Source organism: Brevundimonas sp. FG8, assembly GCF_057808845.1.
Genome location: NZ_JBMDIU010000006.1, coordinates 120,167 through 144,989, shown reverse-complemented (window position 1 = coordinate 144,989; position 24,823 = coordinate 120,167). Strand labels below are relative to the sequence as shown.

The window sequence follows — 24,823 nt, the reverse complement described above, 5'->3', positions numbered from 1 at the left end:
GCCATGCGCCCGACCGACCGACCCGACGATCCTGATCACGATCTCGACCTCACCCGGCGCGGCGCCCTGGGCGTGGGCGGCGTGGCTGCGGCCGTGTTGGCGAGCCCCGCCGCCCGGGCGGAGAGCCCGGCCCAGGCGGCGCCGGTTACGGCTCGGGCTTTCGGCGCCGACCTCGTCGTCCGGCCGATCGTCAACGGCGAGGCCGTGGAGGCGGGGATCGATGTCCGCACCAGCCTGCTCGACATGCTGCGCGAGACCCTGAAACTCACCGGCGCCAAGAAGGGATGCGACCACGGCCAATGCGGCGCCTGCACGGTGCATGTCGACGGCCGGCGGGTGGCGTCCTGCCTGACCTTGGCCGCGAAGGTCGATGGCCGGGCGGTCACCACCATCGAGGGCGTCGCCGACGGCGACCGCCTGCATCCCATGCAGCAGGCCTTCATCGACCACGACGCCCTGCAATGCGGCTACTGCACGCCTGGCCAGATCATGGCCGCCATCGCCTGCGTGGGCGAAGGCAACGCCACCAGCCCCGAGAGCATCCGCGAGTACATGAGCGGCAACATCTGTCGCTGCGGCGCCTATGTCGGCATCGTCGCCGCCATCGAGGACGTCGCGCGCCAGGGGGGGAGGGGCTGATGCGACGCTTCACCTACGCCCGGCCCGAGACGCCCGACGCGGCCGTCGCGGCCTTCGCCGCGGCCGGAGCGGGCGCCCGCTATATCGCCGGCGGCACCACCCTGTTCGACCTGATGAAGCTGAACATCGAGCAGCCCGGCCACCTTGTCGACGTCACCGCGATCCGCGGCCTGGACGGGATCCACACCGGGGGACGACGTCTCAGGTTCGAGGCTCTGGCCCCGATGAGCGCTGTCGCGGCCCATCCAGTGGTGCTGCGCGACTATCCGGTTCTGGCCGAGTCGCTGTCGAAGGCGGCGTCGCAACAGCTGCGCAACATGGCGACCGTGGGCGGCAACCTGCTTCAGCGCACGCGCTGCCTTTATTTCCGCAACGGACCGGCCGTGGCCTATCCGTGCAACAAGCGCGAGCCGGGCTCCGGCTGCGCCGCCCTCGAGGGGCTCGATCGCGGCCAGGCCGTGCTGGGGCAGAGCGCGCATTGCAATGCCGTGTCCCCGGGCGACTGGCCGGTGGCCCTGACGGCCCTGGACGCCGAGGTCGAGGTTCTGGGCCCCGCGGGGCGGCGGACCCTCCCGATCGAGCGGCTCTATCGTCTGCCGGGCGACACGCCCCATCTGGAGTTCAATCTCCAGCCCGGCGAGATGATCACCGCCATCGTCGTGCCCAAGACCCGGGCCGGACGGCGTTCGACCTATCACAAGATCCGCGACCGGGAGAGCTACGCCTTCGCCCTGACCTCCGCCGCCGTCGCGCTGGAGACGGCGGGTGACCGGATCACGGCGGCGCGGATCGCGCTCGGCGGCGTGGCGACGCGCCCTTGGCGGGCGACGGCCGCCGAAACGGGCCTCGTGGGTCGCCGCCTGACGCCGGAGACGGCTCTGGAGGCCGGGCATGCGGCCCTGGCCGGGGCCGTGGCGGGGCGCCACAACAGCTTCAAGATCGAACTGGGCGCGCGCACCGTCGCCGACGCCCTGATGATCGCGGCGAGGAGGATCTGAGATGACCACCGCTCCTTTTCCGAACCGCCCCCGGGTCGACGCCCGGGAAAAGGTAACCGGTCGCCTCAAGTACGCCGCCGACGTGGCGCTCGAGGGTCTGCTCTACGGGATGATGGTGACCTCGACGATCGCCCGCGGTCGGGTGGGGAAGGTCGAGACCGACGCCGCCTTGGCGGTTCCTGGCGTCGTGCGCGTCCTGACGGCGGCCGATTGCCCGGCGCCGCCGCCTCCGGGGCCGGGCGGACCGCCGCCGCCGCCCATGATCGTGGACCGGATCTCCTATCGGGGCGAGCCCGTCGCCCTCGTCGTGGCCGAGAGCCACGAAGCCGCGGTCGAGGGCATGGAAGCGGTGCGGGTCCGTTACGAGGCCGCCGCCTTCTCGCCGTTGATCGACAGCGAGGGCGGCGTGCGCGAGCCCGTGGAGGACGTAAAGGCCGGAGACGCGAACGCGGCCCTGGCCGGGGCGGTCACGCGGCTAAGCGGGGAGTATTTCAGCCCGAACCAGCATCACAATCCGATCGAGATGCTGTCCACCACGGCCGTCTGGGCCGACGGACGGCTCCAGGTCTACGAAGGCACCCAGGGCAGCAACATGGTCAAGGGCGCCATCGCGGGCAATCTGCGGCTGGACCCGGCGAAGGTGGTGGTGAGCAGTCCGTCGGTCGGCGGCGGATTCGGGCAGAAGGGGTTCGCCCGGCGGCAGACGAGTCTGGCGGCGCTGGCTGCGGTCCTGATCGGGCGGCCGGTCAAGATCGTGGTGCCCCGGGGCCAGATCTTCCACAACGCCACCTACCGGCCGCGCAGCCGGCACCGGATCGAGCTGGGGGCGGACGCCGCCGGAAAGCTGGTCGCCATCCGCTACGACGCGGATCACCAGCAGTCCCGCCGCGGTCAGTTCGCGCCCGAGTACCATGAATCCTCGACCCAGATGTACGGGGTCGAGAACTATCTCGGGACGGCCGCCAACATCCGCATCGACACCCAGGCGCCGGGCTACATGCGGGCGCCCCATCCCCACCCGCAGGCCTTCGCCTTGGAAAGCGCCGTCGACGAACTGGCGTTGAAACTCGGGGTCGATCCTGTCGAGTTCCGGCTTCGCCACGACGCCACCACCGATCCGATCCACAACAAGCCCCTGTCCTCGCGCCATCTGAACGCCTGCATCCGCGAGGGCGCGCGCCGGTTCGGCTGGCGGGACCGGCCGCTCGCGCCGGCGTCCATGGGGCTCGAGGATGGCGTCCAGGTCGGCTGGGGCATGGCCAGCGGCGCCTATCCGGTGCTGACGCACCCCGCCGAGGCCACCCTCAGGGTGAGCGCGGACGGGACGACGCGCTTCTCGGCCACCGCCCATGAGATGGGACAGGGCATTCGCTCGACCCTCGAACAGGTGCTGATCCGCGCGCTCGACATCGACCCGCGCAAGCTCGAGATCCGCATCGGCGACACCTCGGTGGCCGCCCAGCATGTGACGGCGGAATCCTGGGGCACCGCCAGCGGCGCGACCGCGGCCGGGGAGGCCGCCGCCGCTCTCAAGGCGCGGATGGCCGAGCTTCTGGAGGGGCGGGCGGTGTCCGGCAACCTGCACCAGCAGCTGGCCGCCGTCCGTCGGCCGTTCGTGGAGGTGGAGATCTCCCGGGTTGGGCCGGGACAGGGACCGCGCGACCTCGCCACCCTGCGGGCCGGGGGCATGGCCATCTCCGGCCCGGTCTATCCGGAGTTCACCAGCTTCAGCTACATCGCCCACTTCGTGGAGGTTCGGGTCGAGCCCCGGACGCGTCGCATCCGCGTCCCCCGTGTCGTCAGCGTGGCCGACTGCGGGCGGGTGGTGTCGCCGAGGACCGCCGAGAGCCAGGTCCGGGGCGGGGTCGTCTGGGGCGTCAGCGCGGCGCTTCGCGAGGAGACGGAGGTGGATCCGCGCTACGGCGGCTGGCTCAACAACGATCTGGCCGACTACGTCGTGGCGGTGAACGCCGACATCGGGGACATCGAGGTCGGCATGATCGATCAGCCCGATCCGGTCATCAATGCGATCGGCGCCAAGGGACTGGGCGAGGTGGCCATGGTCGGCGTCGCCGGTGCGGTCGCCAATGCGGTCTTCCACGCCACCGGCGTGCGGGTCCGCAAGATGCCGATCAGGATCGAGGACCTGCTCTGAGCGAAGCGGGGCCGACCGCAGGGTCGAGATCCTCGGGACGATCGACGTCGAACACGGCCCCGTCGTCCGTGGTGTCGAAGACGGCGACGTCGGCGCGGCCGGCGAGCAGGCTCCGCGCGCCTCGGTCGCCGCGGATCCCCAACAGGTCCGCGAAGAACGCGCGCCCGAAGACGATGGGGTGGGCCGGCCCGTCGGCATGGTCGAGGCGCGCGGCGACGGCCCCGGCCTCGACGGCGTCGAACAGGGGAGCGGCCGAGGACGGGTCGACCAGGGGCATGTCGCCGAGGAAGACGGCCAGGCTTGCGGCTTTCGGGGGCAGGGCGGCGACGCCGGCCCGGAGAGAGGCGGACAGTCCGTCGTCCCAGTCGGGCGCCTCCACGAGCCGCAGCCTCGGATCGGCCAGATCGTCGAGCGCGGCGCGGACCTCCGAAGCGCGGCATCCGACCACGACGACGACGCCGTCGACCGGCGCCGCGAGCGCGGTCTGGACGGACCAGACGACCAGCGGCCGGCCGCGCCAGTCGGCCAGGAGCTTGGCGCCGCCGAACCGTCGGCCGGCGCCGCCGGCCAGGACCAGGGCGTGCCGGCTCATGCGCGCGAACCGATGATCTCGCCGATGACGGCGGCGGCGACCTCGTGCGGCGCGCGGGCGGCGATCTTTAGGCCTATAGGGGCGTGCAGCCGCTTCAGGTCACCGGCCGTCACGCCGTCCGCCGCCAGCCGCGCCAGGCGGTCGGGCAGGCGCCGGCGCGCGCCGAGCACGCCCACATATCCGGTGTCCCGGCCGAGCGCGGTCGTGATGGCCGCGTGGTCGAGATCGACGTCATGAGTGGCGATGGCGACGGCGGTCCACGGGTCCAGCCGCAGGGCGGCCAGGGCGGCGGCGGGGTCGTCGCGCCGGTAATCGACGGCCAGGGGCGGCGGGGTCTCGGGGCCCTTGGGACGAACCAGGGTGACCTGCCAGCCCTGCGCCTGACCCGCCGAGGCCATGGCGAGCGCGAAGGCGTCCGAGCCGATGACGACCAGCCGTTGCGGCGGCGCATAGTCCCGCAGGCGGTCAGGATGGTCGGCCGGACCGTCCACGACGGTTCGACGCTCACCGTCGGAAATCAGGGTGACGAGGCGACGGTCGTCGCGCGCCCGTTTGAGCGCCGCGATGATCGGATCGTCGGGCGCGACGGGTTCAACGAGCAGCTCCAGCCGCCCGCCGCAGGGCAGGCGGGTGTCGACATAAGGGCTGCCGCGCCCGTAGACGACCCGCTTCGGCGCGCCGGCCGCCAGGACCTCGCGACCGTGCAGGGCGACGTCGGCCTCGATGCAACCGCCCGACAGGAAGCCGCCCATGTCGTCCCGGGTGACCACCATCTGTGCGCCGACGCCGCGCGGCCCGCCGCCTTCGGCCGCCGTGATGGTGACCAGGGCGAAGGCGTCGCCGCGGTCGGCGGCCGCGAACATTCGCGGCCGCATGTCGTCCTCGAGTCCCGCGGTGTACCAGTCGCTCATCTTTCCTCGCGACGCGGAGCGGGACCGCTGCATGGCCGGGGCGCGTCGATCCCGGGCGCGGTCCAGGCTTCGGGCCGAACCGCCAGAGATCGGCGGGAGCTCCGGGAAGGAACCCGGAGCCTTCCGCCGGGAGAACCGCCGCGTTTCGAAATCCCTGATGGGCCGACCGATATGTTCATCCGGCCATATCGAAGGGCGAACGGATATCCGTCAAGTCGAAGCGGGGGTCAGGAGCCGGCGGGGGGCAGGGGCGTGTCGCGAAGGTGGTCGACCAGCGTCGCATAGGCGGGATCGTCGCGGGTCGCCGCCGTCAGCCGCTGCTCAAGGGCGCGGAAGGCCTCCAGGATTAGCGCGCCTTCTTCTGTCAGAAGAGCGCCTTGGGTCGGACCGCCCCGAACGGCTGTCACGAGAGGCGTGCGCCAGCAGCGGTTCATCTCGTCTACCAGGGCCCAGCAGCGTTTGTAGCTTATCCGGAGGGCGCGTCCCGCGCCTGTGATGGAGCCATGCGTCCGGATCGCTTCCAGGACCGCAGCCTTGCCCGGACCCATCGCGCCTGTCTCGGCGCTCATCACCTGCAGCCGCAGTTTCACCGGTCCGACACGCGCCAGCATCCGAGGCCCTCCTGTTCCCTCTCCGTCCTACACGCCGCATCGAGCCGACAGAAAGAGGAATGGACAAGACTCCGGGACGAACGCACGGGAATGCCGGACCGCCGCGCCGGAGCGGAGGCCTCAGGCGCCGTCCACAAACCGGTCCCATCCGCACAGCGCGATCTCCGCCGCGCGCTCCAGAGCCGCCCGGTTGGCCCCGTCCCGGGCGAGGATGGACATTCCGCTCTGAACGGTCTGGATGAAGGTCGCGAGACCGGACACATCCGTCGTGGGGGGGAGGTCGCCCTGATCGACGCCTCTGGCGAAACGGTCCCGCAGCATGTGAAAGCCTCCGAGACGATTGAGGCGCACGACGTCGGCCAGGGCCTCATGGCCCTCGCTTGAGACCGTAGCCAAGGTGGCCATGCAGCCTCTGGGAAGGTCGGGAACCGACCCGGTCAGGACCGCCGCAGAGTCGAGGAGGTAGGCGGAGGCCGCCTCGCGCGCCGTCGCCGCCGCTCGGAATCGGCCGAGCGCGAGATCGCCGTAGGTATCCACATAATGCTGGAGGGCTTCGGCGTAGAGGGCGTCCTTGGAGCCGAAGGCGGCGTACAGACTGGTGGTGCCGACACCCATTGCCTGTGTCAGGTCCGCAATGGACGTCGCCTCATAGCCCTTGCGCCAGAAGAGCAGGGTCGCCTCAGCCAGCGCCCTGTCGCGATCAAAGACGCGGGGCCGGCCCCGCACGCCCGCCGCGGCCGTGAGGCGCGTCTTGTCTGCGGGCTGGCGTTCTTTTTGCATCGATCACTTCATAAATCGATTGACCCGTCGCTGGCAATGTCTCTATCTGTTTATGTAGTGATCGCTACATAATAGCGGAGATGATCGCGCGCCGGATTCCAGGGTCTGGGCGCCGGTCATCCCGATCCCCGTGGCGGGCCACTGCAAAACGCCTTCCCCCCACCGTAAGGGCTCCGGTCCGGAGCCAGAGGATGACGAGAATGTCCACGTTCGACGCCCGAAAATTCTACGCCGACTACATCGAGGTGCTTAACACGCGCCAGTTTCAGCGCCTGGACGCCTTCGTCAGCGACGAGATCGTCTATTTCGGCGACCGCGCGACCCGCGATCAGGTCATCGCCGCCATCTCTGGCCTGGTCGAGGCCGTGCCGGACCTTTTCTGGGAGGTCCAGGAGTTCGGGGCGAATGGCGACGACCTGGCCGTCCGGCTGATCAACCGGGGCACGCCGGTGCTGCCGTTCCTCGGACTCGAGCCCACGGGCGAGGCTTTCGAGATCAACGAGTTCGCGGTCTACCGCGTGCGCGACGGACGTTTCACCCACATGTCGAACGTTCATGACGCCGTCGCCTTGCGGGCGCAACTCGGCGGCTGAACGGGGATCAGCGCAATGACAAGAGGGCGCATCAAGGCGTCCCCCACGTCACCGCACCGGGCGATCCGTTGAAATCTGCATCACCGCCCGTCTCTCGTGACGCCTGGACGGTCCGCGGCGGCGGGGCGCCCAAGGGTGCCGGCCCTCACCCTGCGCAATCTCGAGCTGGACGGCCTCCTGGTGCGGTGCGACTTCCCGAGGCGTCGACGCCTGTCGGCAGGCCTATGACAAGGAGGACTCCCGCTGGGCTCAGCGCGCCGGGATGAGAACCTCGACCTCCGCCCCGGTCCGGAGCCCTTCCGCGCCGGCGGGGCGGCGCACAAGGCCGTTGGCGGCGGCCATGACCGTGACGAGGGAGGAGTCCTGGTCGGTCATCGGGCGCGCGCGGCGGACGCCGTCGGGCCCGGTCTCGATCACGGCGCGCATATAGTGCTCTCGGGGGCCGTTGGCCGCGAGCGGACCGGCGAGCACCGCCCGGTCGACCTCAAGGTTAGGTAAGCCGCCCTGAAGGGCCGCGATCAGGGGACCAAGGAACAGCTCTGCGCAGACCAGGGCTGAGGCGGGATTGCCCGGCAGGCCCAGCAGGGGCCGGCCGTCGGCCAGGCGCGCGAACCAGACGGGCTTGCCGGGGCGCACGGCGACGCCTTCGACCGAGAGCCGCCCGCCCGCCGAGCGGATCGCCGGCTTGACGCGGTCGTGGTCGCCGACGGAGGCGCCGCCGACCGTCACCAGAAGATCGAAGGCGCCGCCGTCGACGGCGGCCAGGATTGAGGCCTCGTCGTCCCGGGCCGGGCCGAGGTGGACGACCGTTCCGCCGCTGAGGCGGACGAAGGCCGCAAGGGCCGGGCCGCAGGCGTCGTAGATCTGGTGCGGACCGGCGGGGGTTCCGGGGGCGACGAGTTCGTCGCCGGTCGAGAGGAGGGCGACCACCGGCCGGCGCCGGCAGACGACCGTCGCGCGGCCCGCCGAGGCGGCGAGGGCCAGACGCCAGGGATTGAGCCGGGTCCCGGCCTCGAGCAGGACTGTGCCGGCCTGGAAGTCGCAGCCGCGCGGACGGACCCAGGCCGGGGTGTCCGGGGCTGCGGTCAGGACGACGGTCTCGCCGTCGCGTTCGGCCTCCTCCTGGATCACCACCCGATCGGCGCCGGGGGGGAGGGCGGCCCCGGTGAAGATGCGGGCGGCCTGGCCCGGATGAAGGGTCACGCCCGCATCGTGGCCCGCGGCGCTTTCGCCCACGATCTCGAGCCGCGCGCCCGGTCCGACGTCGGCGCCGCGAACGGCCCAGCCGTCCATGGCCGAGGCGTCGAAGGGCGGCTGATCGCGTCTGGCCGTGACCGGCTCCGCCAGCCAGCCTCCGTCGGCCTCGGCAAGGGGGACGGCTTCCGCCGCCAGCGGAACGATCCCCGCAAGCATAATCGTGCGAGCGGTCTCGACCGAAGGCAGGCTCACGGCCGGCCCCAGTCGCCGGAGGCGCCGCCGGACTTGGCCAAGAGGGCGATGTCGGTGATCGTCATCTCGCGTTCGACGGCCTTGAGCATGTCGTAGAGGGTCAGGAGGGTGACGGAGGCCGCCGTCAGGGCCTCCATCTCGACACCCGTCTGACCCTGGGTCCGGGCCGTCGCCGTCGCCTCGAGGCCCGAACCGTCGTCGGTCGGCCGGACGGCGACCTTGACCGAGGTCAGCATCAGGGGGTGGCACATCGGGATCAGGTCGGAGGTTCGCTTCGCCGCCATGACGCCGGCGATCTCCGCCACGGCGCGGACGTCGCCCTTCGTTCCGCCGCCCGACAGGGCCAGCGCCAGGGTCTCGGGCCGCATTACGATCCGGCCTCGCGCCGTCGCCTCGCGCGTCGTCACCGCCTTGTCCGAGACATCGACCATGCGGGCGCGCCCGTCGGCGTCGATATGGGTGAGGTCGGTCCCGGCGGGCGCGTTCGGATCCGCCATCATTGCTCCAGCAGCCGGGGCATCAGTTCGACCATGTTGCAGGGCTTGTGACGGCTGTCGAGTTGCCAGCGGATGACCTTGTCCCAGCCGTCGCGAACCGCCCCGTTGGAGCCGGGCAGGCAGAAGACGAAGACGCCGTCGATCAGGCCCGCCGTCGCCCTGGACTGCAAAGTGGACAGGCCTACGGTCTGGTAGCTGACCTGGTGGAAGATCACCGAAAAGCCATCGATCCGCTTGTCGAACAGGGGTTCCAGCGCCTCGGGCGTGACGTCGCGGCCGGTCAGGCCGGTGCCGCCCGTGGTGATGATCGCATCGACGGCCCCGTCTGCGATCCAGCGCCTAACCCGGGCCCGGATGGCCTCGACGTCGTCGGGCACGATGTCGCGCAGGACGGGGAGATGGCCCGCCTCGACGATCCGGTCGCCAAGGATCTTGCCGGAGGTGTCGCTCTCCTCGTCACGGGTGTCCGACACGGTGAGGACGGCGATGCGCACCGGGGTGAAGGGCAGATCGACGAGGCGGCCGCCGGGGGCGGGCAGATCAATGTCGGCAAGGGTGTCGGTCATTTGGTCTCCTCGGCCCAGCGGGCCAGATCGGCGTGGTCCTGGTCGCGGGGCTCGATCCAGCGGCGGCCGTCCGGACCGTCTTCCCGTTTCCAGAACGGCGCCCGGGTCTTGAAATGGTCCATCAGGAAGTCCGCGGCCTCGAAGGCGGGCCGCCTGTGCGCGGCGGCGACGGCGACGAAGATCACCGGCTCGCCGACCGGGATCGCGCCCCAGCGGTGGACTGTCAGGGCGTCCTGGATCTCGAAGCGCGCGCGGGCGTCGGCCTCGATCGCCTCCATCACCCGTTCGGTGAACCCCGGGTAGGCTTCCAGCGTCAGGGTGTCGACAGTCCGGTCGCCCGTGCGTGCCCGCGTCAGGCCGGTGAAGGAGACCACCGCCCCGGTGTCGAAGCGATCGCGGCAGAAGCCCTGCAAAAGGGCGGCCGCGTCGAGCGGGTCCCGGGTGATGCGGATCATGCTCAGCCCCCGCCGACCGGAGAGCCGAACGCCACCTCGTCTTCGGGTGCTATGGGAAGGTCGTCGCTGCGCAGGCTGTGGGGGGTGAGGGTGGCGTTGAGTATCACCAGGGTGCTCCGATGATCGAGATGGTCGGCGAGGCGCGCGTTGTCGCCCGCGGCCGCCGCCTTGATCTGGCCGAGGGTCGCGCCGTCGAGCGTCGCCTCTGACCAGCCGGCGATGTCGCCGAGGGTCCCGAACAGTTTCACGACCGCCATCTCATCCTCCCGTCGTTGACATGGTGCGCAACACCGCCGGCGCGGCGCCCGGACGGTCTATTCTAAAGTCGTGTCCCTTGGGCTTGATGGCTATAGCCGCCCGGATCGCCTCGCGCAGCGGCGCGTCGTCTCCCGGGTGGTCGCGCAGAACCTGGCGCAGATCCGCCTGATCCTCCTGGCCCAGACAGAGGAAGAGCTGACCGGTGCAGGTCACCCGCACGCGGTTGCAGGCCTCGCAGAACACATGGCTGAGCGGGGTGATGAAGCCGAGCGTTCCGCCGGTCTCTTCCACCGTCATATAGCGTGCGGGGCCGCTGGTGCGTCGCGTCGAGGGGGTGAGAGTCCAGATCCGATCCAGGGTCTCGCGGACGGTCGCCAGCGACAGGTACTGATCCGTTCGGTCCGCGCCGGTCTCGCCGATCGGCATGGTCTCGATCAGGGTGATGTCCATGCCCAGTCCGTGGGCCCAACGGATCAGGTCGGGGATTTCATCGGCGTTGTCGCCCTTTAGGGCGACGGTGTTGATTTTGACGCTCAGGCCCGCCGCCCGGGCGGCCTCCAGCCCGGCCATCACCGCCGCCAGATCGCCGCCACGGGTGATGCGCCGGAACTTGTCGGGGTCGAGCGTGTCCAGGGAGACGTTGACGCGCCGCACCCCGTGGCCGGCCAGGGCTTCGGCGTGGCGGGCGAGCTGGGTGCCGTTGGTGGTGAGGGTGATCTCCTCCAGATCCCCGGCCCTGAGGCGGCGCGACAGGGCGGCCACCAGATCCATCATTCCCTTGCGGACCAAGGGCTCCCCCCCGGTCAACCGGATCCGGCGGCAGCCGAGATCGATGAAGGCGCCACACATGCGCTCGAGCTCGTCCAGACTGAGGAGATCGGCCTTGGGCAGGAAGACAGGATTTTCGGCCATGCAGTAGAGGCAGCGCAGGTCGCAACGGTCCGTCACCGAGATGCGGACGTAGTTGATGGTGCGGCCGAACGGATCCACCAGCGGGGCCGCAGCGCCGAGGTCGATCGGGGTCGCCTTGTCAGACTGGTAGATGACCGTCATGTTCGAGCGACTATAACGGGTGTTCGTGAAAGGGCGTCGAGATTTTTCTGCTGAACCGCAAATCTCTGTCGGCGGCCGTGATCGGCCTGGCGTTGATCGCCCTGGCGGCCTGCACGCCTGCGGCCCCGCCGCGGCCGGAGGCGACCGTGACAGTCTTCGCCGCCGCCTCCCTGACCGACGCCCTGACCGAACTCGCGGCAGACTACGAGCGGAACGAGGGACCCGCGGTTCGCCTGTCGTTCGGCGCCAGCGGTGCAGTGGCGCGTCAGGTGCAGGCCGGCGCTCCGGCCGATGTAGTCATCCTGGCGGATTCCGAATGGATGGATCGCCTGGGCGCGGCGGGGCGGATCACACGGCGGGTGAACCTGCTGCGCAACGACCTGGTCGTGATCGCTCAGGCCAGAGCCGCCGACCAAACGGATCCCTTCGCGCCGCTGGCCCAGGGCGGCCGTCTGGCGATCGGCGATCCCGACAGCGTGCCGGCCGGGGCCTACGCCCGGACCTGGCTCCAGACGTCCGGGCGATGGGCCGCGGTCAAGGACCGTCTCGTCTTCGGGGCCGATGTGCGTGCGGTGCGCGCCTTCGTGGCGCGGGGCGAGGCGGCGCTCGGGGTGGTTTATCGCAGCGACGTCGTCCGCCGCACCGACATACGGATCGTTATGGAGCCGCGCGCGGCCGAACAGCCCGCCATCGTCTATCCGGCGGCCGAAGTGACCGGCGGCGGTCGCAAGGCGCAGGCCTTCCTCGACTATCTGGCCACGCCGGCTGCGGCGTCGGTGTTCCGGCGCCATGGTTTCATGCCCGCAGCCTGAATGTTCGAGCCCCTGTCCAACTTCGAGCTCCAGGCCCTGAGCCTGTCAATCAAGGTGGCGACCGCCGCCCTGATCGTCTGCCTCCCGCTCGGTCTGGGTCTGGCGATGCTGCTCGCGCGCAGGCGGTTTCCGGGGCGCTGGATCCTTGAGGCGGCGGTCAACCTGCCCCTGGTCCTGCCGCCGGTGGTGACGGGGCTGATCCTGCTCAGCCTGTTCGGGGTCCGGGGACCGGTCGGACGCGTCCTCCACGATCTGTTCGGCGTGACGCTCGCCTTTCACTGGACCGGGGCGGCGCTGGCCGCAGCCCTGATGGCCCTGCCGCTGGTGGTTCGGCCCATCCGGCTCGCGATCGAGGGTGTCGACCGGGGCCTTGAGGACGCCGCCTCGGTGCTGGGGGCCTCCCGCCTGGCCGTGTTCGCCCGCATTACCCTGCCGCTGGCGGCGCCGGGACTGGTGGCGGCGACCCTGCTGGGCTTCGCGCGAGCCTTCGGTGAGTTCGGCGCCACGGTGACCTTCGCCGGGGCCATTCCCGGCGAGACCCAGACCTTGCCCGTTGCGATCTATTCGGCCCTGCAGCGGGCCGAGGGCGATGGAGCGGCGATGCGCCTGGCCGTCATCGCCGTTCTGGTCTCCGTGCTCGCCGTCATCGGCTCGGAAATCTCCAACCGGCGCATCCTGCGGACGCGCGGCGCATGAGTCTCGCCTGTCACGCCACGGGCCGTCGGGGCGACTTCAGCTTCGATATCGGGTTCGAGAGCACGGACAACGCCGTGGCGGTCGTCGGCCCGTCCGGCTGCGGCAAGACGACCTTCCTCCACGGTCTCGCCGGTCTGCTTGCCGAAAGTTCCGCGCGGATAGCGATCGACGACGTCACGGTCCTTAATGACGCCGTGACGCGCCGACCCGCCCACCGGCGCGCGATCGGCTATGTGTTCCAGGACATTCGTCTGTTCCCGCACCTGACGGTCGAACAGAACATCGCCTTCTCGCGACCCTACGGCGGAGACGAGATGACCGTGGCCCAGGCGCTCGACCTGATGGATTTGCGCGGCTTCGAGCGCCGACGACCCGCCGGGCTCTCGGGCGGAGAGGCGCGTCGCGTCGCCCTGGCCCGCGCGCTGGCGGCGCGGCCGCGACTGCTCCTTCTGGACGAGCCCTTCACGGGCCTGGACCCGGCGCGCCGGGAGCGGCTCGCCCCCTATCTGCTGCGGCTGCGCGACGAGGTTCGTCTGCCGATGATCCTGGTGTCCCACGATCCGCGCGACCTCGACCTGATCGCGCAGGACGTGATCCAGATCGCCGACGGTCGGGTCGGGGCGGCGTCGCATTCCCCCGCAGCCGGGGCGGCCGGAGCCTGAGGCCGGCCCACGGCCCCGGTCGATCGCCGCACGCCGTCCTTGGCCCGCGCCGGCTAACGTCCGCCTTCGCGCCCTCCGGCCTCACGCAGAAGATCACCGACCCGCCGCCTGGCAGGCTTCTGGCGACACCGTCCTCGCTTGGATCGGCCTGCTGCCCGAGGAGGAGCAGAGGGCCCTGCTCGCCGAGCTCGCCGCGATCAGTCTGGATGTCAGGGAAACGCGGACGGACGACGTGCGCCGGCAGGGGCGCGCCGAGGCGGCGGAACGCAGCGATGTCTGCGGGGCCGACATCGCCGCGCACTGGACGCCGGACGCCGCCTTCCTGCATCCGCATTCCAAGGGCCAGCTGCTGGAGATGCTGGTGGAGATGAACGCCGAGGACATCCGCGCGGCGTCGCTGAAGAAGGACGAACTGGTGACTGGGTCGCGGAACAGGCCGCGCTGCGGGCCTCGGCGCCCCCGGGTCTGTCCTGGACGGCGGCGGCGGCGCCCGTCGGTGAGCCCGACCCCGGCGACCCCCGGGGAAGCGGAGACAGACGCCGGCCCCGCTTCCACAGGGTGGCGCCGCCCCGGCTTTCCAGCAGCGTCCACTGACCGGGCTCGTTCGGATGAGGATGAGGTTTCATGCGTGCGAAGTTTCGCGGTCGGCCGTCGCGTCGCCAAAGGTCGGCAGGCCTCGCGCACCGCTTTCGCTGCGCAGGCGTTCGGCGTCGCGCGCCGGCGGGGCGCCGAACAGACGCGCGTAATCCCGGCTGAACTGGGACGGACTGTCGTAGCCGACCGCGAAACCCGCGCTAGCGGCGTCGGCGGCCTCGCTGACCATCAACCGGCGCGCCTCCTGCAGGCGCAACTGGGTCCGGAACGCGATCGGGCTCATGGAGGTGATCGCCCGGAAATGTTCGTGGAATGTCGAACGGCTCATGCCCGCGATCTCCGCTGCGTCCTCGATGCGGCAGGGCTGCCGGTATCGAGCGCGGATCCACAGGATGGCGCGCGAGATCTGGTTGAGCCGGCTGTCCGCCTGGACCATGTGGCGGATCACGCCGCCGCCGGGTCCGGTGAGGAGGCGATAAAGTATCTCGCGCGTGACCAGCGGCGCGAGGGCGTCGCGGTCGTCCGGCGTGTCCAGAAGGCTGAGGAGCCTGGCGGCGGCGTCCAGAAGAGCCGGGCTGACGTCGTTCAACGCCAGCCCCTCCGCCGGGCCGATCGAGGCGCCTGCGGGGGGCGGGTGGCGAAGGACGAGATCCGCGAGTTCGGTCACGTCCAGATCGAGCTGGAGGCAGAGATAGGGTTTCGCCTCGCTGGCCTCGATGACCGATCCCATCACCGGCAGGTTGATCGAGGCCGTCAGATAGCGGGCCGGGTCGTAGATGTAGCGCGTCCGGCCGAGCGCGGCCTGTTTGCGACCTTGGGCGACGATACAGATCGTGGGTTCATAGATCACCGGCATCGGCAGGGTGGGGGCGGAGGCGCGGATGAGCTTCACGCCCGGCAGCGGGGAGGTGAACGCGCCGTCGCCGGGCGCATGGCGTCCGATAAGGTCCACGAGGGTCGAGAGGCGGTCCATGACCGCCTTATCTCACCTGGGCGCTCGTCGGCGAAGCGCCGCCGGTCACATCCGGACGATCGTGCAAGCATCCCGGACAACCGGCCTATCCGTTCCGACCCTCCGGACGTCAGATGAAGGGGCCGGAACTGACAGGAGACCAAGCCGATGACGACCGCTTTCCCACGGAGACCCTGGGCCTGTTTGGCCGGCGCCTTGGCGCTCGCCGCGACCGGCGGGCCCGCTTCGGCGGCGTTCGCCCACGCGGCGACCACCGCGCCGCCGCCGGCTGCGTCAAGCCGCTCCGCTGCGCCCGGGGCCTCGATCACGGAAAACAACCGGCGGCTCGTTACGGCCGCCTTTGACCGGTGGGCCGCGGGCCGCGGCGATTTTTTCGAAACGGTCCTGTCGCCCGATGTCGTCTGGACCATTGAGGGGTCCGGCCCCAGCGCCGGGACCTTCCGAGGCCGCGACCATTTCGTGGCGCAGGCCGTCACGCCCTTCTCGGCGCGGCTCATCGCGCCGGTGCGGCCGGTCTCTCACCGGGTCTGGGCGGATGGAGACCACGTGATCGTCAACTGGGTCGGGGAGACGACGGCCGCGGACGGCGCGTCTTATCGCAACACCTATGCGTGGATCCTGCGGCTGGAGAACGGCAGGGCCGTGGAGGTCAACGCCTTCCTCGACCTCGCACCCTATGACGACATCCTGCGCCGGGTGCCGCTCCCGGCGCCGGTCGACGGAGGTCGGCCGTGACGCCCGGTCGGACGCGCCGGACGAGTTTCGGCGCGGCGACTGCTCTGGCGGTCGCCGGATTCGGGGCGGCCGGGTTCGCGACGACCGGGTCCCGGGCCGTTGACGCCCTCTTTTCAGGACAGGAGACGACGATGCAACACCCTTATGTCGGCATGTGGGTCACCGAAGACGGACGGATCCGCCAGGAACTGCGTTCGGACGGACGCTACGATGAAGCTCGGGGCTCCCGCCGAAGCGCCTACCAGGGCCGCTACGAGGTCCGCGGGACCCATATCGACTACTGGGACGATACCGGCTTCACGGCGGACGGCACGTTCGTCAGCGAAGACGAACTTCGACACGGGGGAATGGTGTTCCGCCGCGAACGCACGGGCGCGTCCGACCCTCTCCGGTGACGCCTCCGCAGGCGATCGGGCCGTCAGCTCCGGGGGGAGCTCGGCCGACGGAGCGCCGTTGGAGTTCAAGGCGTCCCTTCGCGCGTCGGCCCGGCCGGCGGCCGGCTATGCGAGGCTTCCCGGCGCGGGCGGGGGCGCGTCCGGCGAAGGACGGCCCATCGCGTCGAGCAGGGCGCCGGCCAGATCTTTCTGCATGGGGGACGCGCCGCGACCGCGCGCGGTCTGTTCAAGCACGGCCGTGGCGTCCCTGTGCAGCCGGAAGAGGGAGGCGTTCTGGGGAATGCCGCCTTCCGGCGCCGCTCCGGCGATCAGGGCCTCGCACCGCCTCGCCGACGGCGAGGTGAAGGCGCGACACGAGATCGGGCGGACCGGATAGACGGAGCAGCGGTCGTCGGCGCCCAGGAGCGGGCACCGGTGGCGCAGACGTGTTGGGTCGGCGACGGCGGCGAGAGCTTCGGCGGCGCGGAGCCGGACCAGCAGGGCGGACCGCGCCTCGCTGGGGAAGGTCTCGGCCACGTGATCCCGGATCGCCTCCGCGACGCCCGGCGGGACGGCCACCGGCAGGTGACAGCAGAAGGCGCAGCCGGCGGCGCAGTCTGTGGCGGGCTGGTTGGGGAAGGCCGCCGAAAAGGCCGAGCCGGCGGCCTGGAGGACGGCGATCACATCGCGCGCCGCATCCGCGAGTGTCGGCGCGGCGTCGGCCAACTGCTGGAGTTCTTCGCGATAGGTGTGAAAGACGCCTTCGAAGCGCGCGGCGACGGATCGGGTCAGGGCTCCGACCTCGGCGAATTCGCCCACAACGCGATCGACCGCGTGCGCTCTGTTCAATGTGTCCAACCTGGGCCTCCCTCGACGCCGACGCGCCGGCCGCCGTTCCCGGGCGACGAGCGCGCGAAAGGCAGGCGGAAAGGCGACGGTGACGAGAGCATCCCGCCTCAAGCGGACGAACGGGATATGCGATCCTCGCTTTGTCTTGCCTCTTCCTCCGCCATCCCGAACGAGTCGGCGCGCGCACGCCCGCTGCGGCTCGGGGCAGACGAGGTCAGAGGCTCTTCGCCGGTCGGTCGCGCGGCGCGGGCCAGGGCGTGAGCGTTCAAAATGGCGGCGGCGGGATTGCCGGCCGTTCGGCCCCAGGACGGCCACCGAGGCTGGGGGGGGAGGGCCTCGGTGGCCTTGCGGGGGATCGCCTGAGGTCAGGGAAGGGGCGATCCCTGCCGGATCGGCGGGCCGGGGGAAGGCGAAGCCGATCCGATGTCTGGAATGACGGGACAGCGGTTTCGAGGGGCCGCTGTCGCCGTCACCATGAGAGAGAGGCTAGAGGCGGACGTCCCCGGCGGCGATGCCCTTATGGCCGAGAAACTTGCCCAGGGCTCCGAAATTGCCCGGCCGTGCGAAAGGCCCGTCAACCCGCCTGGAGCGGCGTGTACTCCATGGCGCGCAGGTCCGACAGCAGATCCGGACCCTCGGGCGTCCAGCCCAGTTGGTCCCGGGTCCAGGCGCTGGAGGCGATCAGGTCGAGACCGGCGAAGGGCGCCATATACCCGAAATGGTCGCCGGCCTCGTGCTCCGGGATGGAGACGACGGGCACTCCGAGACCGGCGCCCAGGACTTCGGCGATCGCGCGCAGCGTGACGCCCTCTTCCGCGACGGCGTGGTAGCGCGCGTTCCGGTGACCGCCTTCAAGAGCGAGACGGTAGAGCCGTGCGACGTCCGATACATGGGCGGCGGAGAACCGGTTGGCGCCTGCGCCGAGATAGGCGGAGACGCCCTTGGCTCGAGCGATGTCGATAAAGGGCGAGATTAGCCCCTGCCGGACCGTATCGTGCACCTGGGGAAGCCGGACCGTTATGACATTGACGCCCTCGGCCTTGAGGGCTTCTCCGGCCTGTTCGGACGCAACCCGGGGAATGGGGTGGGCCAGGTCGAGATGGCCCTCGGCGGCGGGCTCGCCCGGCGCGGAAGAGCCGATGCCGGTGACAGACGTAATGATCAGCGGACGTTCGCCCCGCCCCAGCGCCTCGCCGAGCGCGGCGATGGCGCGACGATCCTTTTCACAGTTGGCGGCGTAACGGCTGAAGTCGTGATCGAAGGCGGTATGGATCACCGCGTCGCTGTCGGCGGCGCCGGCGCGAAGGCTGTCGAGGTCATCGATGTCGCCGCGGTGAGCCGCCGCGCCTGCGGCCTCAAGGGCCGCCACCCCGCGCACAGACCTTGTAAGGCCGAGCACCTCGTGCCCTGCCGACAGCAGTTCGGCGGTGATTTGCGAGCCGATAAAGCCGGTCGCTCCGGTGATGAACACGCGCATCTCTTGTCTCCTCGGGAAATGAGGAACGGTGTGTGCCGTGTCTGATTACCGTGTTAAAGTCGTGATCTTATCCTGTTATAAGGTTTAATCCGATGTCAGACTCCGAGGGTCGACTGGGGGCCTATCTGCGCAGCCGCCGTTCGGCCCTGGAGCCGGTCTCGCTCGGCTACCCGGTCGGCCGGCGCCGAACACCCGGTTTGCGGCGGGAGGAGGTGGCGCAGAGGGCGGGCATCAGCCCGACCTGGTATGCCTGGCTTGAGCAGGGGCGCGGCGGGGCGCCGTCGGCGGATGCGCTCGAACGGCTCGCGACCGCCCTGATGCTGACCGAGGCGGAACGTGAGCATCTGTTCCTGATCGGTCTGGGGCGGGCGCCGGATGTCCGCTATCGGCCGGGCGAGGGGATTACGCCGCGACTGCAGCGGGTGCTCGACGCCATGCCCTGGAGTCCCGCCATCATCAAGACGGCGACCTGGGATGTGGTGGCTTGGAATCGGGCCGCCATCGCGCTGAACGACTATGGAGCCCTGCCGCTCCGGGAGCGGAATGTCCTGAGGCTGATCTTCCGGGATGCGGGTGGCCGGGCGGCGCAGGACGACTGGTGGAGCGTGGCGCGTTTCGTTGTCGCGACCTTCCGCGCCGATGCGGCCCGCGCCGGCGCGGGCGTCGAGATGACCGAACTGGCCGAGGAGCTGTCCCGCGAGAGTCCCGAGTTCGAGGCGCTGTGGCGGGGCGACGACGTCGCGGCGCCCGGAGGCGGCGTCAAGCGCCTGAACCCGCCCGAGGTCGGGGGAATCGAGCTGGAGTTTTCCACCTTCGCCGTCAGCGGCCGTCCCGAGCTTGCCCTGGTCGTCTACAATCCCGTGGGGGAAGACGATGCGTCTCGGCTGCGGCGACTGATCGAGACGCGAGCGCCCGGCGCGATGTTGGCGTGATCGGATTTGCGGGAATGACCGAGGCCGGACGGCTTGAGTTCGTCGCCGCGGATCTTCTGAGCGACGCGGGTTGCGCCGAGGCGCTCGCCGGCGTGGACGTCCTCTTCCACATCGCATCCCCGGCGCGGCCGGGACGCGTCGCCGATGAGAATGAACTGATCGTCCCCTCGGTCGACGGCGCCTTGCGCGTTCTCAGGGCGGCCCCGGCGGCGCGGGTCGACCGCGTCGTCCTCACCTCCGCCTTCCATACGGTGAGCTGGGGTCACCGGCGCAGCCGTCAGATCTTGACCGAGGCCGACTGGACCAATCCCGAGGGGCCGGGCGTCGACGCCTACGGCCAGAGCAAGACCCTCGCGGAGCGCGCCGCCTGGGCCTTCATGGCGGCCGAGGGCGGGGCGAATGACCCTGACGATGCTTCCGGTGGCGGTGATGGGGCCGGTGCCGGGGCAGGCCGTCTCCGGCTCCAACCACCTCATCCGGCATATGCTCGACGGCGAGATGCCGGCCTTCCCGGACCTGTACATTCCGATCGTGGACGTCCGCGACGTGGCGGCCGCCCATCTGCTCGGCATGCCCCCTCCTGCGCCGCGAGCTCGGGGGCGCCGCGGCACGCGTCCCGGAATGCATCCTGCTGAACCTGGTCCTGCGGGCGCGAACTTCGGCCGGTCGTTCAGGATCTCGGCTACGCCAAGGCGACCTCGAACGACAAGGCGCGGCGGGACTGGACTGGTCGCCTCGCGCGCCGCACGACGTGATCGTCGCTGCGGCCACGAGCATGGTCGACCGGGGCCTTCTTAAGCCCTGACCCGCCAAGCCGGCCGGGCGCCGAACGAAACCGGCCAGGCGCAGAGGCGTGACGGACAGCGGAGGCGACTTCGCCAAGGTCGCCCGCTAGAGGCGATGCGTCCGGACCCTCGTCAGTGAATGGCGGTCGAGCCGCCGTCCAGAAGGGCGGCGAACCGGGCGGGGTCGGCCTTGGCGTGCTGGGCCTCCCGGCGCGGCGGCGCGCCGAACATGCGCGCATATTCCCGGCTGAATTGGGACACGCTCTCGTAGCCGACGGACACGGCCGCAACCCCCGCCTTGACCCCCTCGGTGACCATCAGGCGTCGGGCTTCGAGAAGTCGGAGCTGCTTCTGGTACTGAAGCGGCGACATCGAGGTCAGGGCCTTGAAATGCTGGTGGAAGGTTGAGGGGCTCATGCCGGCCTTGCCGGCCAGTTCGGCCACGCTCATCGGCACGTCGAAATTCTCGCGCATGTAGACGATCGCCGCGGCGATGCGGAGCGGCTGGCCTTCCGGCAGCACCATTCGAGCCACATTGCGTCCGGCCGGCCCGATCAGCAGCCAGTAGGATATCTCGCGCATGATCGCCGGATAGAGAATCTCCACGGCCTGGGGCTGGCGGATCAGATCCAGCAGGCGCAGCAGCGAGCCTGTCATCTGGGCGTCGAGGTCGTTGACCACCAGGCCGAAGCCGGCCGGGCCCTGCAGATGGCTCATGGGCTCAAGCCGGGTGACGACGTCGAGAATGATCTCCGGGTCCAGTTCAAGCGTGGCGCCGGTGAAGGGGTGGTTCGGGGTCGCCTCCACGATCTGGCTGAGGACCGGCACCTCGACGGTCACCACCAGCGTCTGCCCGGCTCCGTAGGTCACGGTGCGGTCCGCGACCATGATGGATTTGGCACCCTGGGTGACGAAGCAGATCTTCGGCCGGTACTGCATGTGCTGGGGCGGCAGGGCAAGGGTGGAGCGCATGAGCGTCAGGCCGGGAACCGGGGTCGCATAGAAGCCGTCGGGGCCGATGTGAGCGTCCAGTATCCGTGTGATGACGGCGTTCAACTCGCTGTTCATGGGCGGTCTCGCTGAGGGGATGACAAAGCCTAGGCCGTCCCGCGAACCCCCACAAGACGGTCCGTAGTTTTAGGCAAATAACAAGGCGGTTTGGACATTCGCTTTCACGCCTAAGTCCGCATGCTGAAGGCGTCGGCGATCCTGACCGCAAAGCAGCCGGAAGTTCATCCCCAATGCGACTGATGCACGCGACCATCCTGATCACCGGGGGATCCTCCGGAATCGGTCTGGAACTCGCACGACAGCTCCTGGCGCGCGACAACACGGTGATCATCGTCGGACGCCGGCCGGAATCCTTGGAGGCTGCGCAGGCGAGGTTACCCGACCTGCACATAGCGGTCTGCGATGTGAGCCGCCCGGCGGCCGTGGCCGAACTCTTCGATGAACTGGCCCCCGCCTTTCCGGCGCTGAACGTTCTCGTCAACTGTGCGGGCGGGATGCAAAGGCTGGACTTGCTGGCGGATCGAGGTTCGCCCGAGCTGACCGCCGAGATCGACGTCAATCTGAAGGGGGCGATGTGGATGGTCGCCCGGTTCCTCCCGTTGCTGAAGACCCAGCCGCAGGCCGCGATCGTCAATGTGACCTCCGGCCTCGCCTATGTGCCGCTGGCGGCGGCACCGATTCACAGCGCCAGCAAGGCCGGCTTCCACGCCTACACCCGCGCGCTACGCGCGCAACTGGCGGAGTCCGCGGTTCAGGTGTTCGAGATCGCGCCGCCCCCCACAGATACGCCGCTGCGCGACCGCTTCCCCATCGGCCGCGGTCGGGTCCTTTCCGCCGAGGCGGTGGCGCGGGCCGCAATCGCCGGGATTGAACGCGGCGTATGGGAGGCAGCGGTCGGCCGTGCGGGCCTCCTGCGACTTTGGAGTCGGATTGCGCCGCAATTGGCCTTCGCCCGCCTCAATGACGCGGCCGGGGCGAGAAAGGCGGCCGCGCGGATCGGCGGACGGCGAGCTGGTCGGCGCCCGCCGTCCGTCCCGCCGAGACCTGGCGGCGTCGATCGCCAAAGTCCACCCCCGTCAGGCGGTCTGGGCGTCGCTGCGACATGAGGATCGCCACTGAGGATCGCAACGGACTGCACGGAGCCCCGCACCAATTGCGAAGGCGGCCGGTTTCACCCGGAACCTCTGCGGCTAGCGGACCGGAACCGAGGAGCGCGAGGCCTGGCCCCCGCGTCGTCGGATGGTCGCCGCAGCCTCCTGTTCGCCGTCTTGAGACGTTGCGGCACGCCGACGGCGCCGCGCGCCCGACGACTGAACGGCGGTTGAGGGGCTTCTATCTCCATATGGCGCTCTGGACCCTGCAGGCCTGGTTGGCGATGTTCTTCACGGGCGCCGCCTACGCCAAGCTGACCCAGTCGCAGGAGATGCTCGGCCATCTGCTCGGCTGGTCGCAGGGGGTTGATCTGACCCTTGTCCGCGCCGTGGGGATGATCGAGCTGTCGTTGGCGCTCGGCGTCCTGGCGCCGCTCGTCGCCTGGCGAGGCGGCGGAGTGGTGATGGCCTTCTCCGCCATCGGCCTGACCGTCCTGACCGCCTTCACCCTTGCCCTGCATCTGTCGCGGCTGGAGTTCGGGTTTGCCGCGCTGAACCTGGTGCTGGCGGGCGGCGCCCTGGCCGTTCTGATCGGGCGTCTGCGCGACGGTCGGGTGGTCCGCTAGGGGTTTCCCAATGGCGGACCGGCCCCGCCTCGCTTCCTTTCATCGGCGCCTGACGACGCCTTTCGGAGATCGGGCCTCCATGCAGTGGACGGACGGCTACTACACCGGCACGGAGTACACCTCCGGCTACTATCCCAACCTCGCGCCGGATCATCTCCGGTTCGTCTGCCACGCGGCGGGCGTCCGCTGCCGCATTCCCGATCGGCCGACCTACCTGGAGCTCGGCTTCGGGCGCGGGGTGTCGGTCAACATCCATGCGGCGGCGAACGCCGGCGTCTTCTGGGGCGTGGACTTCAACCCGGCCCATGTCGCCCATGCCGAACGGCTGGCGGAGGCCTCGGGCGCGGACGTCGTCCTGTCCGAGGAGGGGTTCGCGGACTTCTGCGCTCGGGCGGACCTGCCGATGTTTGATGTTATCGCCCTGCACGGCGTGTGGAGCTGGATCTCCGAGGCCAACCGACAGGCAATCCTGGGTCTGATCCGCCTGCGGCTGCGGCCCGGCGGCGTCGCCTATGTCAGCTACAACGCCCAGCCGGGCTGGTCGGCGCTGGCGCCGGTGCGTCACCTCCTTGAACTCGGGCGAGACCGGCCGGCCGGCGCGGCGGCCGGCGTGGACGATCCCGGCGGCGTCGAACGCGCCCTCGACTTCCTGAAAGACGTGGTCGGGGCGAGCCCCAAATTTTTCGCCGAGGTAAAGCCGGCCGCGAACCTGGCGTCCGGTCTCCCGAAGAAAAATCGCAGCTACCTGGCCCACGAATATCTGAACGCCGACTGGCACATTCCCTATTTCGCCGATGTCGCGGGCGCGATGGCCGAGGCCAAATTGACCTTCGTCGCCTCGGCGCGCGTGCTTGATCGCGTCAACGACCTCAATCTGACGCCCGAGGCGGTCGCCCTTCTCGATCGCTGCAAACCGCTGGAGCTGCGGGAGGCCGTGCGCGACTTCATGGTCAATCAGCGCTTCCGGCCCGATGTCTTTGTGAAGGGCCTGGTCCGCATGACCGTAGCCGAGCAAGAGCGGTTCTGGGCCGGGCAAGCGTTCGTCCTCGCCAGCGCACGCGACGAAATCGTCCTGGCGGTGAGCGGCGCGCTGGGCGAGGCAGTGCTGCCCGCTGAGGTGTACGGGCCGGTCGTCGACGCCTTGGCGGCCGAGGACTACAGGCCAAAGACCTTGCCGGAGGTGGTGGCGGCGAGCGGTCTGACGACCTTGCGGACCATGGACGCGGTTTCGGCTCTCACGGTCTTGGTCGGGATGGAGGTGCTGCGGCCGGCTCGGGTCCCGTCGGCGCAAGAGGCGGCGCGCTCACGGGCCTACAACGCCCATGTCCTGGAGCGGGCGGTGACCGGTCCGGCCCTGAAACATCTGGCGGCGCCCGTGACCGGCGGGGGGCTGGCCTGTCCGAGGCCGGTCCAGCTGTTCCTGCGGGCTTGGCTGGCCGGCGATCGCGAGGCCTCGGCGCTCGCCGCCTCGACCTGGGCGGTGTTCCAGACCACGGGCGATCGGGCCGTGAAGAACGATCGGGAGATGGTCACGCCGGAAGAGAACCTGGAGGTGCTCACCGAGATGGCCGAGCGGTTTATTCAGGCGGTCCTGCCGCTCTATCGGGCGCTGGGGGTGCTCGACTGAGGCCCGAACCCGCGCCGTCGGA

General features: G+C 70.2%; 28 protein-coding genes. 14 read left to right on the top strand and 14 right to left on the bottom strand.

Annotated features, from left to right (window positions below):
• Positions 1 to 3: 3 nt before the first annotated feature.
• From ACODRV_RS12180 to ACODRV_RS12170, 3 genes are read left to right on the top strand one after another with little or no spacing between them, the layout of a single operon-like run.
• Entirely contained in the window at positions 4 to 639 is a 636-nt protein-coding gene (locus tag ACODRV_RS12180; protein ID WP_488908500.1) for a (2Fe-2S)-binding protein, read from the top strand.
• On the top strand, positions 639 to 1,637 hold the full coding sequence (locus tag ACODRV_RS12175) for an FAD binding domain-containing protein (RefSeq protein WP_488908499.1): 999 nt from the start codon (positions 639 to 641) through the stop codon (positions 1,635 to 1,637). The genes ACODRV_RS12180 and ACODRV_RS12175 overlap by 1 nt, the downstream gene beginning before the upstream one ends.
• Position 1,638: 1 nt before the next feature.
• A complete protein-coding gene (locus tag ACODRV_RS12170; protein WP_488908498.1) occupies positions 1,639 to 3,792 on the top strand; it encodes a xanthine dehydrogenase family protein molybdopterin-binding subunit in 2,154 nt (717 codons plus the stop codon).
• Here ACODRV_RS12170 and ACODRV_RS12165 read toward each other — a convergent pair.
• From ACODRV_RS12165 to ACODRV_RS12150, 4 genes are all read right to left on the bottom strand, one after another.
• On the bottom strand, positions 3,770 to 4,384 hold the full coding sequence (locus tag ACODRV_RS12165) for a nucleotidyltransferase family protein (RefSeq protein WP_488908497.1): 615 nt from the start codon (positions 4,382 to 4,384) through the stop codon (positions 3,770 to 3,772). The genes ACODRV_RS12170 and ACODRV_RS12165 overlap by 23 nt on opposite strands.
• Positions 4,381 to 5,295 carry an XdhC family protein gene (locus tag ACODRV_RS12160; protein WP_488908496.1) on the bottom strand — a complete coding sequence of 305 codons (915 nt, stop codon included), beginning with the start codon at positions 5,293 to 5,295 and terminating at the stop codon, positions 4,381 to 4,383. Before ACODRV_RS12160 ends, ACODRV_RS12165 begins: the two co-directional genes overlap by 4 nt.
• A 227-nt stretch (positions 5,296 to 5,522) precedes the next feature.
• Positions 5,523 to 5,906, bottom strand: coding sequence for a winged helix-turn-helix domain-containing protein (locus tag ACODRV_RS12155; protein ID WP_488908495.1), 384 nt, complete (start codon positions 5,904 to 5,906; stop codon positions 5,523 to 5,525).
• 120 nt (positions 5,907 to 6,026) lie between these two features.
• A complete protein-coding gene (locus tag ACODRV_RS12150; protein ID WP_488908494.1) occupies positions 6,027 to 6,686 on the bottom strand; it encodes a TetR/AcrR family transcriptional regulator in 660 nt (219 codons plus the stop codon).
• 200 nt (positions 6,687 to 6,886) lie between these two features.
• Here ACODRV_RS12150 and ACODRV_RS12145 point away from each other — a divergent pair, with 200 nt between their 5' ends.
• On the top strand, positions 6,887 to 7,279 hold the full coding sequence (locus ACODRV_RS12145; RefSeq protein ID WP_488908493.1) for an ester cyclase: 393 nt from the start codon (positions 6,887 to 6,889) through the stop codon (positions 7,277 to 7,279).
• A 249-nt stretch (positions 7,280 to 7,528) separates the two neighbouring features.
• Here the strand turns inward: ACODRV_RS12145 and ACODRV_RS12140 are convergent, their stop codons facing one another.
• The 6 genes from ACODRV_RS12140 to moaA are packed head-to-tail and all read right to left on the bottom strand — an operon-like array spanning position 7,529 to position 11,557.
• Positions 7,529 to 8,728: a molybdopterin molybdotransferase MoeA gene (locus ACODRV_RS12140; protein WP_488908492.1), complete on the bottom strand. Its 1,200-nt coding sequence runs from the start codon at positions 8,726 to 8,728 to the stop codon at positions 7,529 to 7,531.
• On the bottom strand, positions 8,725 to 9,225 hold the full coding sequence (gene moaC / locus ACODRV_RS12135) for a cyclic pyranopterin monophosphate synthase MoaC (protein WP_488908491.1): 501 nt from the start codon (positions 9,223 to 9,225) through the stop codon (positions 8,725 to 8,727). Before moaC ends, ACODRV_RS12140 begins: the two co-directional genes overlap by 4 nt.
• Positions 9,225 to 9,791: a molybdenum cofactor biosynthesis protein B gene (gene moaB / locus ACODRV_RS12130; protein ID WP_141626833.1), complete on the bottom strand. Its 567-nt coding sequence runs from the start codon at positions 9,789 to 9,791 to the stop codon at positions 9,225 to 9,227. Before moaB ends, moaC begins: the two co-directional genes overlap by 1 nt.
• Positions 9,788 to 10,246 carry a molybdenum cofactor biosynthesis protein MoaE gene (locus ACODRV_RS12125; protein ID WP_488908490.1) on the bottom strand — a complete coding sequence of 153 codons (459 nt, stop codon included), beginning with the start codon at positions 10,244 to 10,246 and terminating at the stop codon, positions 9,788 to 9,790. Before ACODRV_RS12125 ends, moaB begins: the two co-directional genes overlap by 4 nt.
• A gap of 2 nt (positions 10,247 to 10,248) precedes the next feature.
• Positions 10,249 to 10,503, bottom strand: a complete 255-nt coding sequence (locus tag ACODRV_RS12120) for a MoaD/ThiS family protein (protein ID WP_141626831.1) — start codon at positions 10,501 to 10,503, stop codon at positions 10,249 to 10,251.
• A gap of 1 nt (position 10,504) precedes the next feature.
• Entirely contained in the window at positions 10,505 to 11,557 is a 1,053-nt protein-coding gene (gene moaA / locus ACODRV_RS12115) for a GTP 3',8-cyclase MoaA (protein ID WP_488908489.1), read from the bottom strand.
• A 146-nt stretch (positions 11,558 to 11,703) separates the two neighbouring features.
• Here moaA and modA point away from each other — a divergent pair, with 146 nt between their 5' ends.
• From modA to ACODRV_RS12100, 3 genes are read left to right on the top strand one after another with little or no spacing between them, the layout of a single operon-like run.
• Positions 11,704 to 12,369, top strand: a complete 666-nt coding sequence (gene modA / locus ACODRV_RS12110) for a molybdate ABC transporter substrate-binding protein (protein WP_205750732.1) — start codon at positions 11,704 to 11,706, stop codon at positions 12,367 to 12,369.
• Positions 12,370 to 13,065, top strand: coding sequence for a molybdate ABC transporter permease subunit (modB, locus tag ACODRV_RS12105; RefSeq protein WP_488908488.1), 696 nt, complete (start codon positions 12,370 to 12,372; stop codon positions 13,063 to 13,065).
• The gene (locus ACODRV_RS12100) at positions 13,062 to 13,727 is read left to right on the top strand and encodes an ATP-binding cassette domain-containing protein (RefSeq protein ID WP_488908487.1); all 666 of its coding nucleotides are present in this window, start codon (positions 13,062 to 13,064) and stop codon (positions 13,725 to 13,727) included. Before modB ends, ACODRV_RS12100 begins: the two co-directional genes overlap by 4 nt.
• Before the next feature lie 622 nt (positions 13,728 to 14,349).
• Here the strand turns inward: ACODRV_RS12100 and ACODRV_RS12095 are convergent.
• On the bottom strand, positions 14,350 to 15,294 hold the full coding sequence (locus tag ACODRV_RS12095) for an AraC family transcriptional regulator (protein ID WP_488908486.1): 945 nt from the start codon (positions 15,292 to 15,294) through the stop codon (positions 14,350 to 14,352).
• Between the two features lie 195 nt (positions 15,295 to 15,489).
• On the opposite strand from ACODRV_RS12095, the gene ACODRV_RS12090 reads away from it, so the two are divergent.
• A complete protein-coding gene (locus tag ACODRV_RS12090) occupies positions 15,490 to 16,029 on the top strand; it encodes a nuclear transport factor 2 family protein (RefSeq protein ID WP_488908485.1) in 540 nt (179 codons plus the stop codon).
• Positions 16,030 to 16,160: 131 nt separating this feature from the next.
• Positions 16,161 to 16,424: an Atu4866 domain-containing protein gene (locus ACODRV_RS12085; protein ID WP_141626826.1), complete on the top strand. Its 264-nt coding sequence runs from the start codon at positions 16,161 to 16,163 to the stop codon at positions 16,422 to 16,424.
• A gap of 105 nt (positions 16,425 to 16,529) precedes the next feature.
• On the opposite strand, the gene ACODRV_RS12080 is transcribed toward ACODRV_RS12085, so the two are convergent.
• Both ACODRV_RS12080 and ACODRV_RS12075 read right to left on the bottom strand, forming a co-directional pair.
• The gene (locus ACODRV_RS12080; RefSeq protein ID WP_488908484.1) at positions 16,530 to 17,222 is read right to left on the bottom strand and encodes a YkgJ family cysteine cluster protein; all 693 of its coding nucleotides are present in this window, start codon (positions 17,220 to 17,222) and stop codon (positions 16,530 to 16,532) included.
• 604 nt (positions 17,223 to 17,826) lie between these two features.
• Positions 17,827 to 18,729 carry an SDR family oxidoreductase gene (locus ACODRV_RS12075; RefSeq protein WP_488908483.1) on the bottom strand — a complete coding sequence of 301 codons (903 nt, stop codon included), beginning with the start codon at positions 18,727 to 18,729 and terminating at the stop codon, positions 17,827 to 17,829.
• A gap of 92 nt (positions 18,730 to 18,821) precedes the next feature.
• Between ACODRV_RS12075 and ACODRV_RS12070 the strand changes: the two genes are divergently transcribed.
• Both ACODRV_RS12070 and ACODRV_RS12065 read left to right on the top strand, forming a co-directional pair.
• A complete protein-coding gene (locus ACODRV_RS12070; RefSeq protein WP_488908482.1) occupies positions 18,822 to 19,661 on the top strand; it encodes a helix-turn-helix transcriptional regulator in 840 nt (279 codons plus the stop codon).
• 14 nt (positions 19,662 to 19,675) lie between these two features.
• Positions 19,676 to 20,296 carry an NAD-dependent epimerase/dehydratase family protein gene (locus ACODRV_RS12065; RefSeq protein ID WP_488908481.1) on the top strand — a complete coding sequence of 207 codons (621 nt, stop codon included), beginning with the start codon at positions 19,676 to 19,678 and terminating at the stop codon, positions 20,294 to 20,296.
• A 282-nt stretch (positions 20,297 to 20,578) separates the two neighbouring features.
• On the opposite strand, the gene ACODRV_RS12060 is transcribed toward ACODRV_RS12065, so the two are convergent.
• Positions 20,579 to 21,514, bottom strand: a complete 936-nt coding sequence (locus tag ACODRV_RS12060) for an AraC family transcriptional regulator (RefSeq protein ID WP_141626822.1) — start codon at positions 21,512 to 21,514, stop codon at positions 20,579 to 20,581.
• A 173-nt stretch (positions 21,515 to 21,687) separates the two neighbouring features.
• On the opposite strand from ACODRV_RS12060, the gene ACODRV_RS12055 reads away from it, so the two are divergent.
• The 3 genes from ACODRV_RS12055 to ACODRV_RS12045 all read left to right on the top strand — a co-directional run bounded on the left by ACODRV_RS12055 (position 21,688) and on the right by ACODRV_RS12045 (position 24,801).
• Positions 21,688 to 22,563 (top strand): SDR family oxidoreductase, encoded by an 876-nt coding sequence (locus tag ACODRV_RS12055; protein WP_141626821.1) that lies wholly within the window; start codon positions 21,688 to 21,690, stop codon positions 22,561 to 22,563.
• Between the two features lie 236 nt (positions 22,564 to 22,799).
• Entirely contained in the window at positions 22,800 to 23,174 is a 375-nt protein-coding gene (locus ACODRV_RS12050; protein WP_168196819.1) for a DoxX family protein, read from the top strand.
• Between the two features lie 79 nt (positions 23,175 to 23,253).
• Positions 23,254 to 24,801, top strand: a complete 1,548-nt coding sequence (locus ACODRV_RS12045; RefSeq protein WP_488908480.1) for a methyltransferase regulatory domain-containing protein — start codon at positions 23,254 to 23,256, stop codon at positions 24,799 to 24,801.
• Positions 24,802 to 24,823 lie beyond the last annotated feature (22 nt).

Coding starts and splice junctions, on each gene's coding strand:
- ACODRV_RS12070 (WP_488908482.1), top strand. CDS start 18,822: ATGTCAGACTCCGAGGGTCGACTGGGGGCCTATCTGCGCAGCCGCCGT.
- ACODRV_RS12085 (WP_141626826.1), top strand. CDS start 16,161: ATGCAACACCCTTATGTCGGCATGTGGGTCACCGAAGACGGACGGATC.
- ACODRV_RS12100 (WP_488908487.1), top strand. CDS start 13,062: ATGAGTCTCGCCTGTCACGCCACGGGCCGTCGGGGCGACTTCAGCTTC.
- ACODRV_RS12170 (WP_488908498.1), top strand. CDS start 1,639: ATGACCACCGCTCCTTTTCCGAACCGCCCCCGGGTCGACGCCCGGGAA.
- ACODRV_RS12065 (WP_488908481.1), top strand. CDS start 19,676: ATGACCGAGGCCGGACGGCTTGAGTTCGTCGCCGCGGATCTTCTGAGC.
- ACODRV_RS12160 (WP_488908496.1), bottom strand. CDS start 5,295: ATGAGCGACTGGTACACCGCGGGACTCGAGGACGACATGCGGCCGCGA.
- ACODRV_RS12055 (WP_141626821.1), top strand. CDS start 21,688: ATGCGACTGATGCACGCGACCATCCTGATCACCGGGGGATCCTCCGGA.
- ACODRV_RS12075 (WP_488908483.1), bottom strand. CDS start 18,729: ATGCGCGTGTTCATCACCGGAGCGACCGGCTTTATCGGCTCGCAAATC.
- ACODRV_RS12145 (WP_488908493.1), top strand. CDS start 6,887: ATGTCCACGTTCGACGCCCGAAAATTCTACGCCGACTACATCGAGGTG.
- moaC (WP_488908491.1), bottom strand. CDS start 9,225: ATGGCGGATCCGAACGCGCCCGCCGGGACCGACCTCACCCATATCGAC.
- ACODRV_RS12155 (WP_488908495.1), bottom strand. CDS start 5,906: ATGCTGGCGCGTGTCGGACCGGTGAAACTGCGGCTGCAGGTGATGAGC.
- moaB (WP_141626833.1), bottom strand. CDS start 9,791: ATGACCGACACCCTTGCCGACATTGATCTGCCCGCCCCCGGCGGCCGC.
- ACODRV_RS12165 (WP_488908497.1), bottom strand. CDS start 4,384: ATGAGCCGGCACGCCCTGGTCCTGGCCGGCGGCGCCGGCCGACGGTTC.
- ACODRV_RS12120 (WP_141626831.1), bottom strand. CDS start 10,503: ATGGCGGTCGTGAAACTGTTCGGGACCCTCGGCGACATCGCCGGCTGG.
- ACODRV_RS12095 (WP_488908486.1), bottom strand. CDS start 15,294: ATGGACCGCCTCTCGACCCTCGTGGACCTTATCGGACGCCATGCGCCC.
- ACODRV_RS12050 (WP_168196819.1), top strand. CDS start 22,800: ATGGCGCTCTGGACCCTGCAGGCCTGGTTGGCGATGTTCTTCACGGGC.
- ACODRV_RS12180 (WP_488908500.1), top strand. CDS start 4: ATGCGCCCGACCGACCGACCCGACGATCCTGATCACGATCTCGACCTC.
- moaA (WP_488908489.1), bottom strand. CDS start 11,557: ATGACGGTCATCTACCAGTCTGACAAGGCGACCCCGATCGACCTCGGC.
- ACODRV_RS12175 (WP_488908499.1), top strand. CDS start 639: ATGCGACGCTTCACCTACGCCCGGCCCGAGACGCCCGACGCGGCCGTC.
- ACODRV_RS12060 (WP_141626822.1), bottom strand. CDS start 21,514: ATGAACAGCGAGTTGAACGCCGTCATCACACGGATACTGGACGCTCAC.
- modB (WP_488908488.1), top strand. CDS start 12,370: ATGTTCGAGCCCCTGTCCAACTTCGAGCTCCAGGCCCTGAGCCTGTCA.
- ACODRV_RS12045 (WP_488908480.1), top strand. CDS start 23,254: ATGCAGTGGACGGACGGCTACTACACCGGCACGGAGTACACCTCCGGC.
- ACODRV_RS12125 (WP_488908490.1), bottom strand. CDS start 10,246: ATGATCCGCATCACCCGGGACCCGCTCGACGCGGCCGCCCTTTTGCAG.
- ACODRV_RS12150 (WP_488908494.1), bottom strand. CDS start 6,686: ATGCAAAAAGAACGCCAGCCCGCAGACAAGACGCGCCTCACGGCCGCG.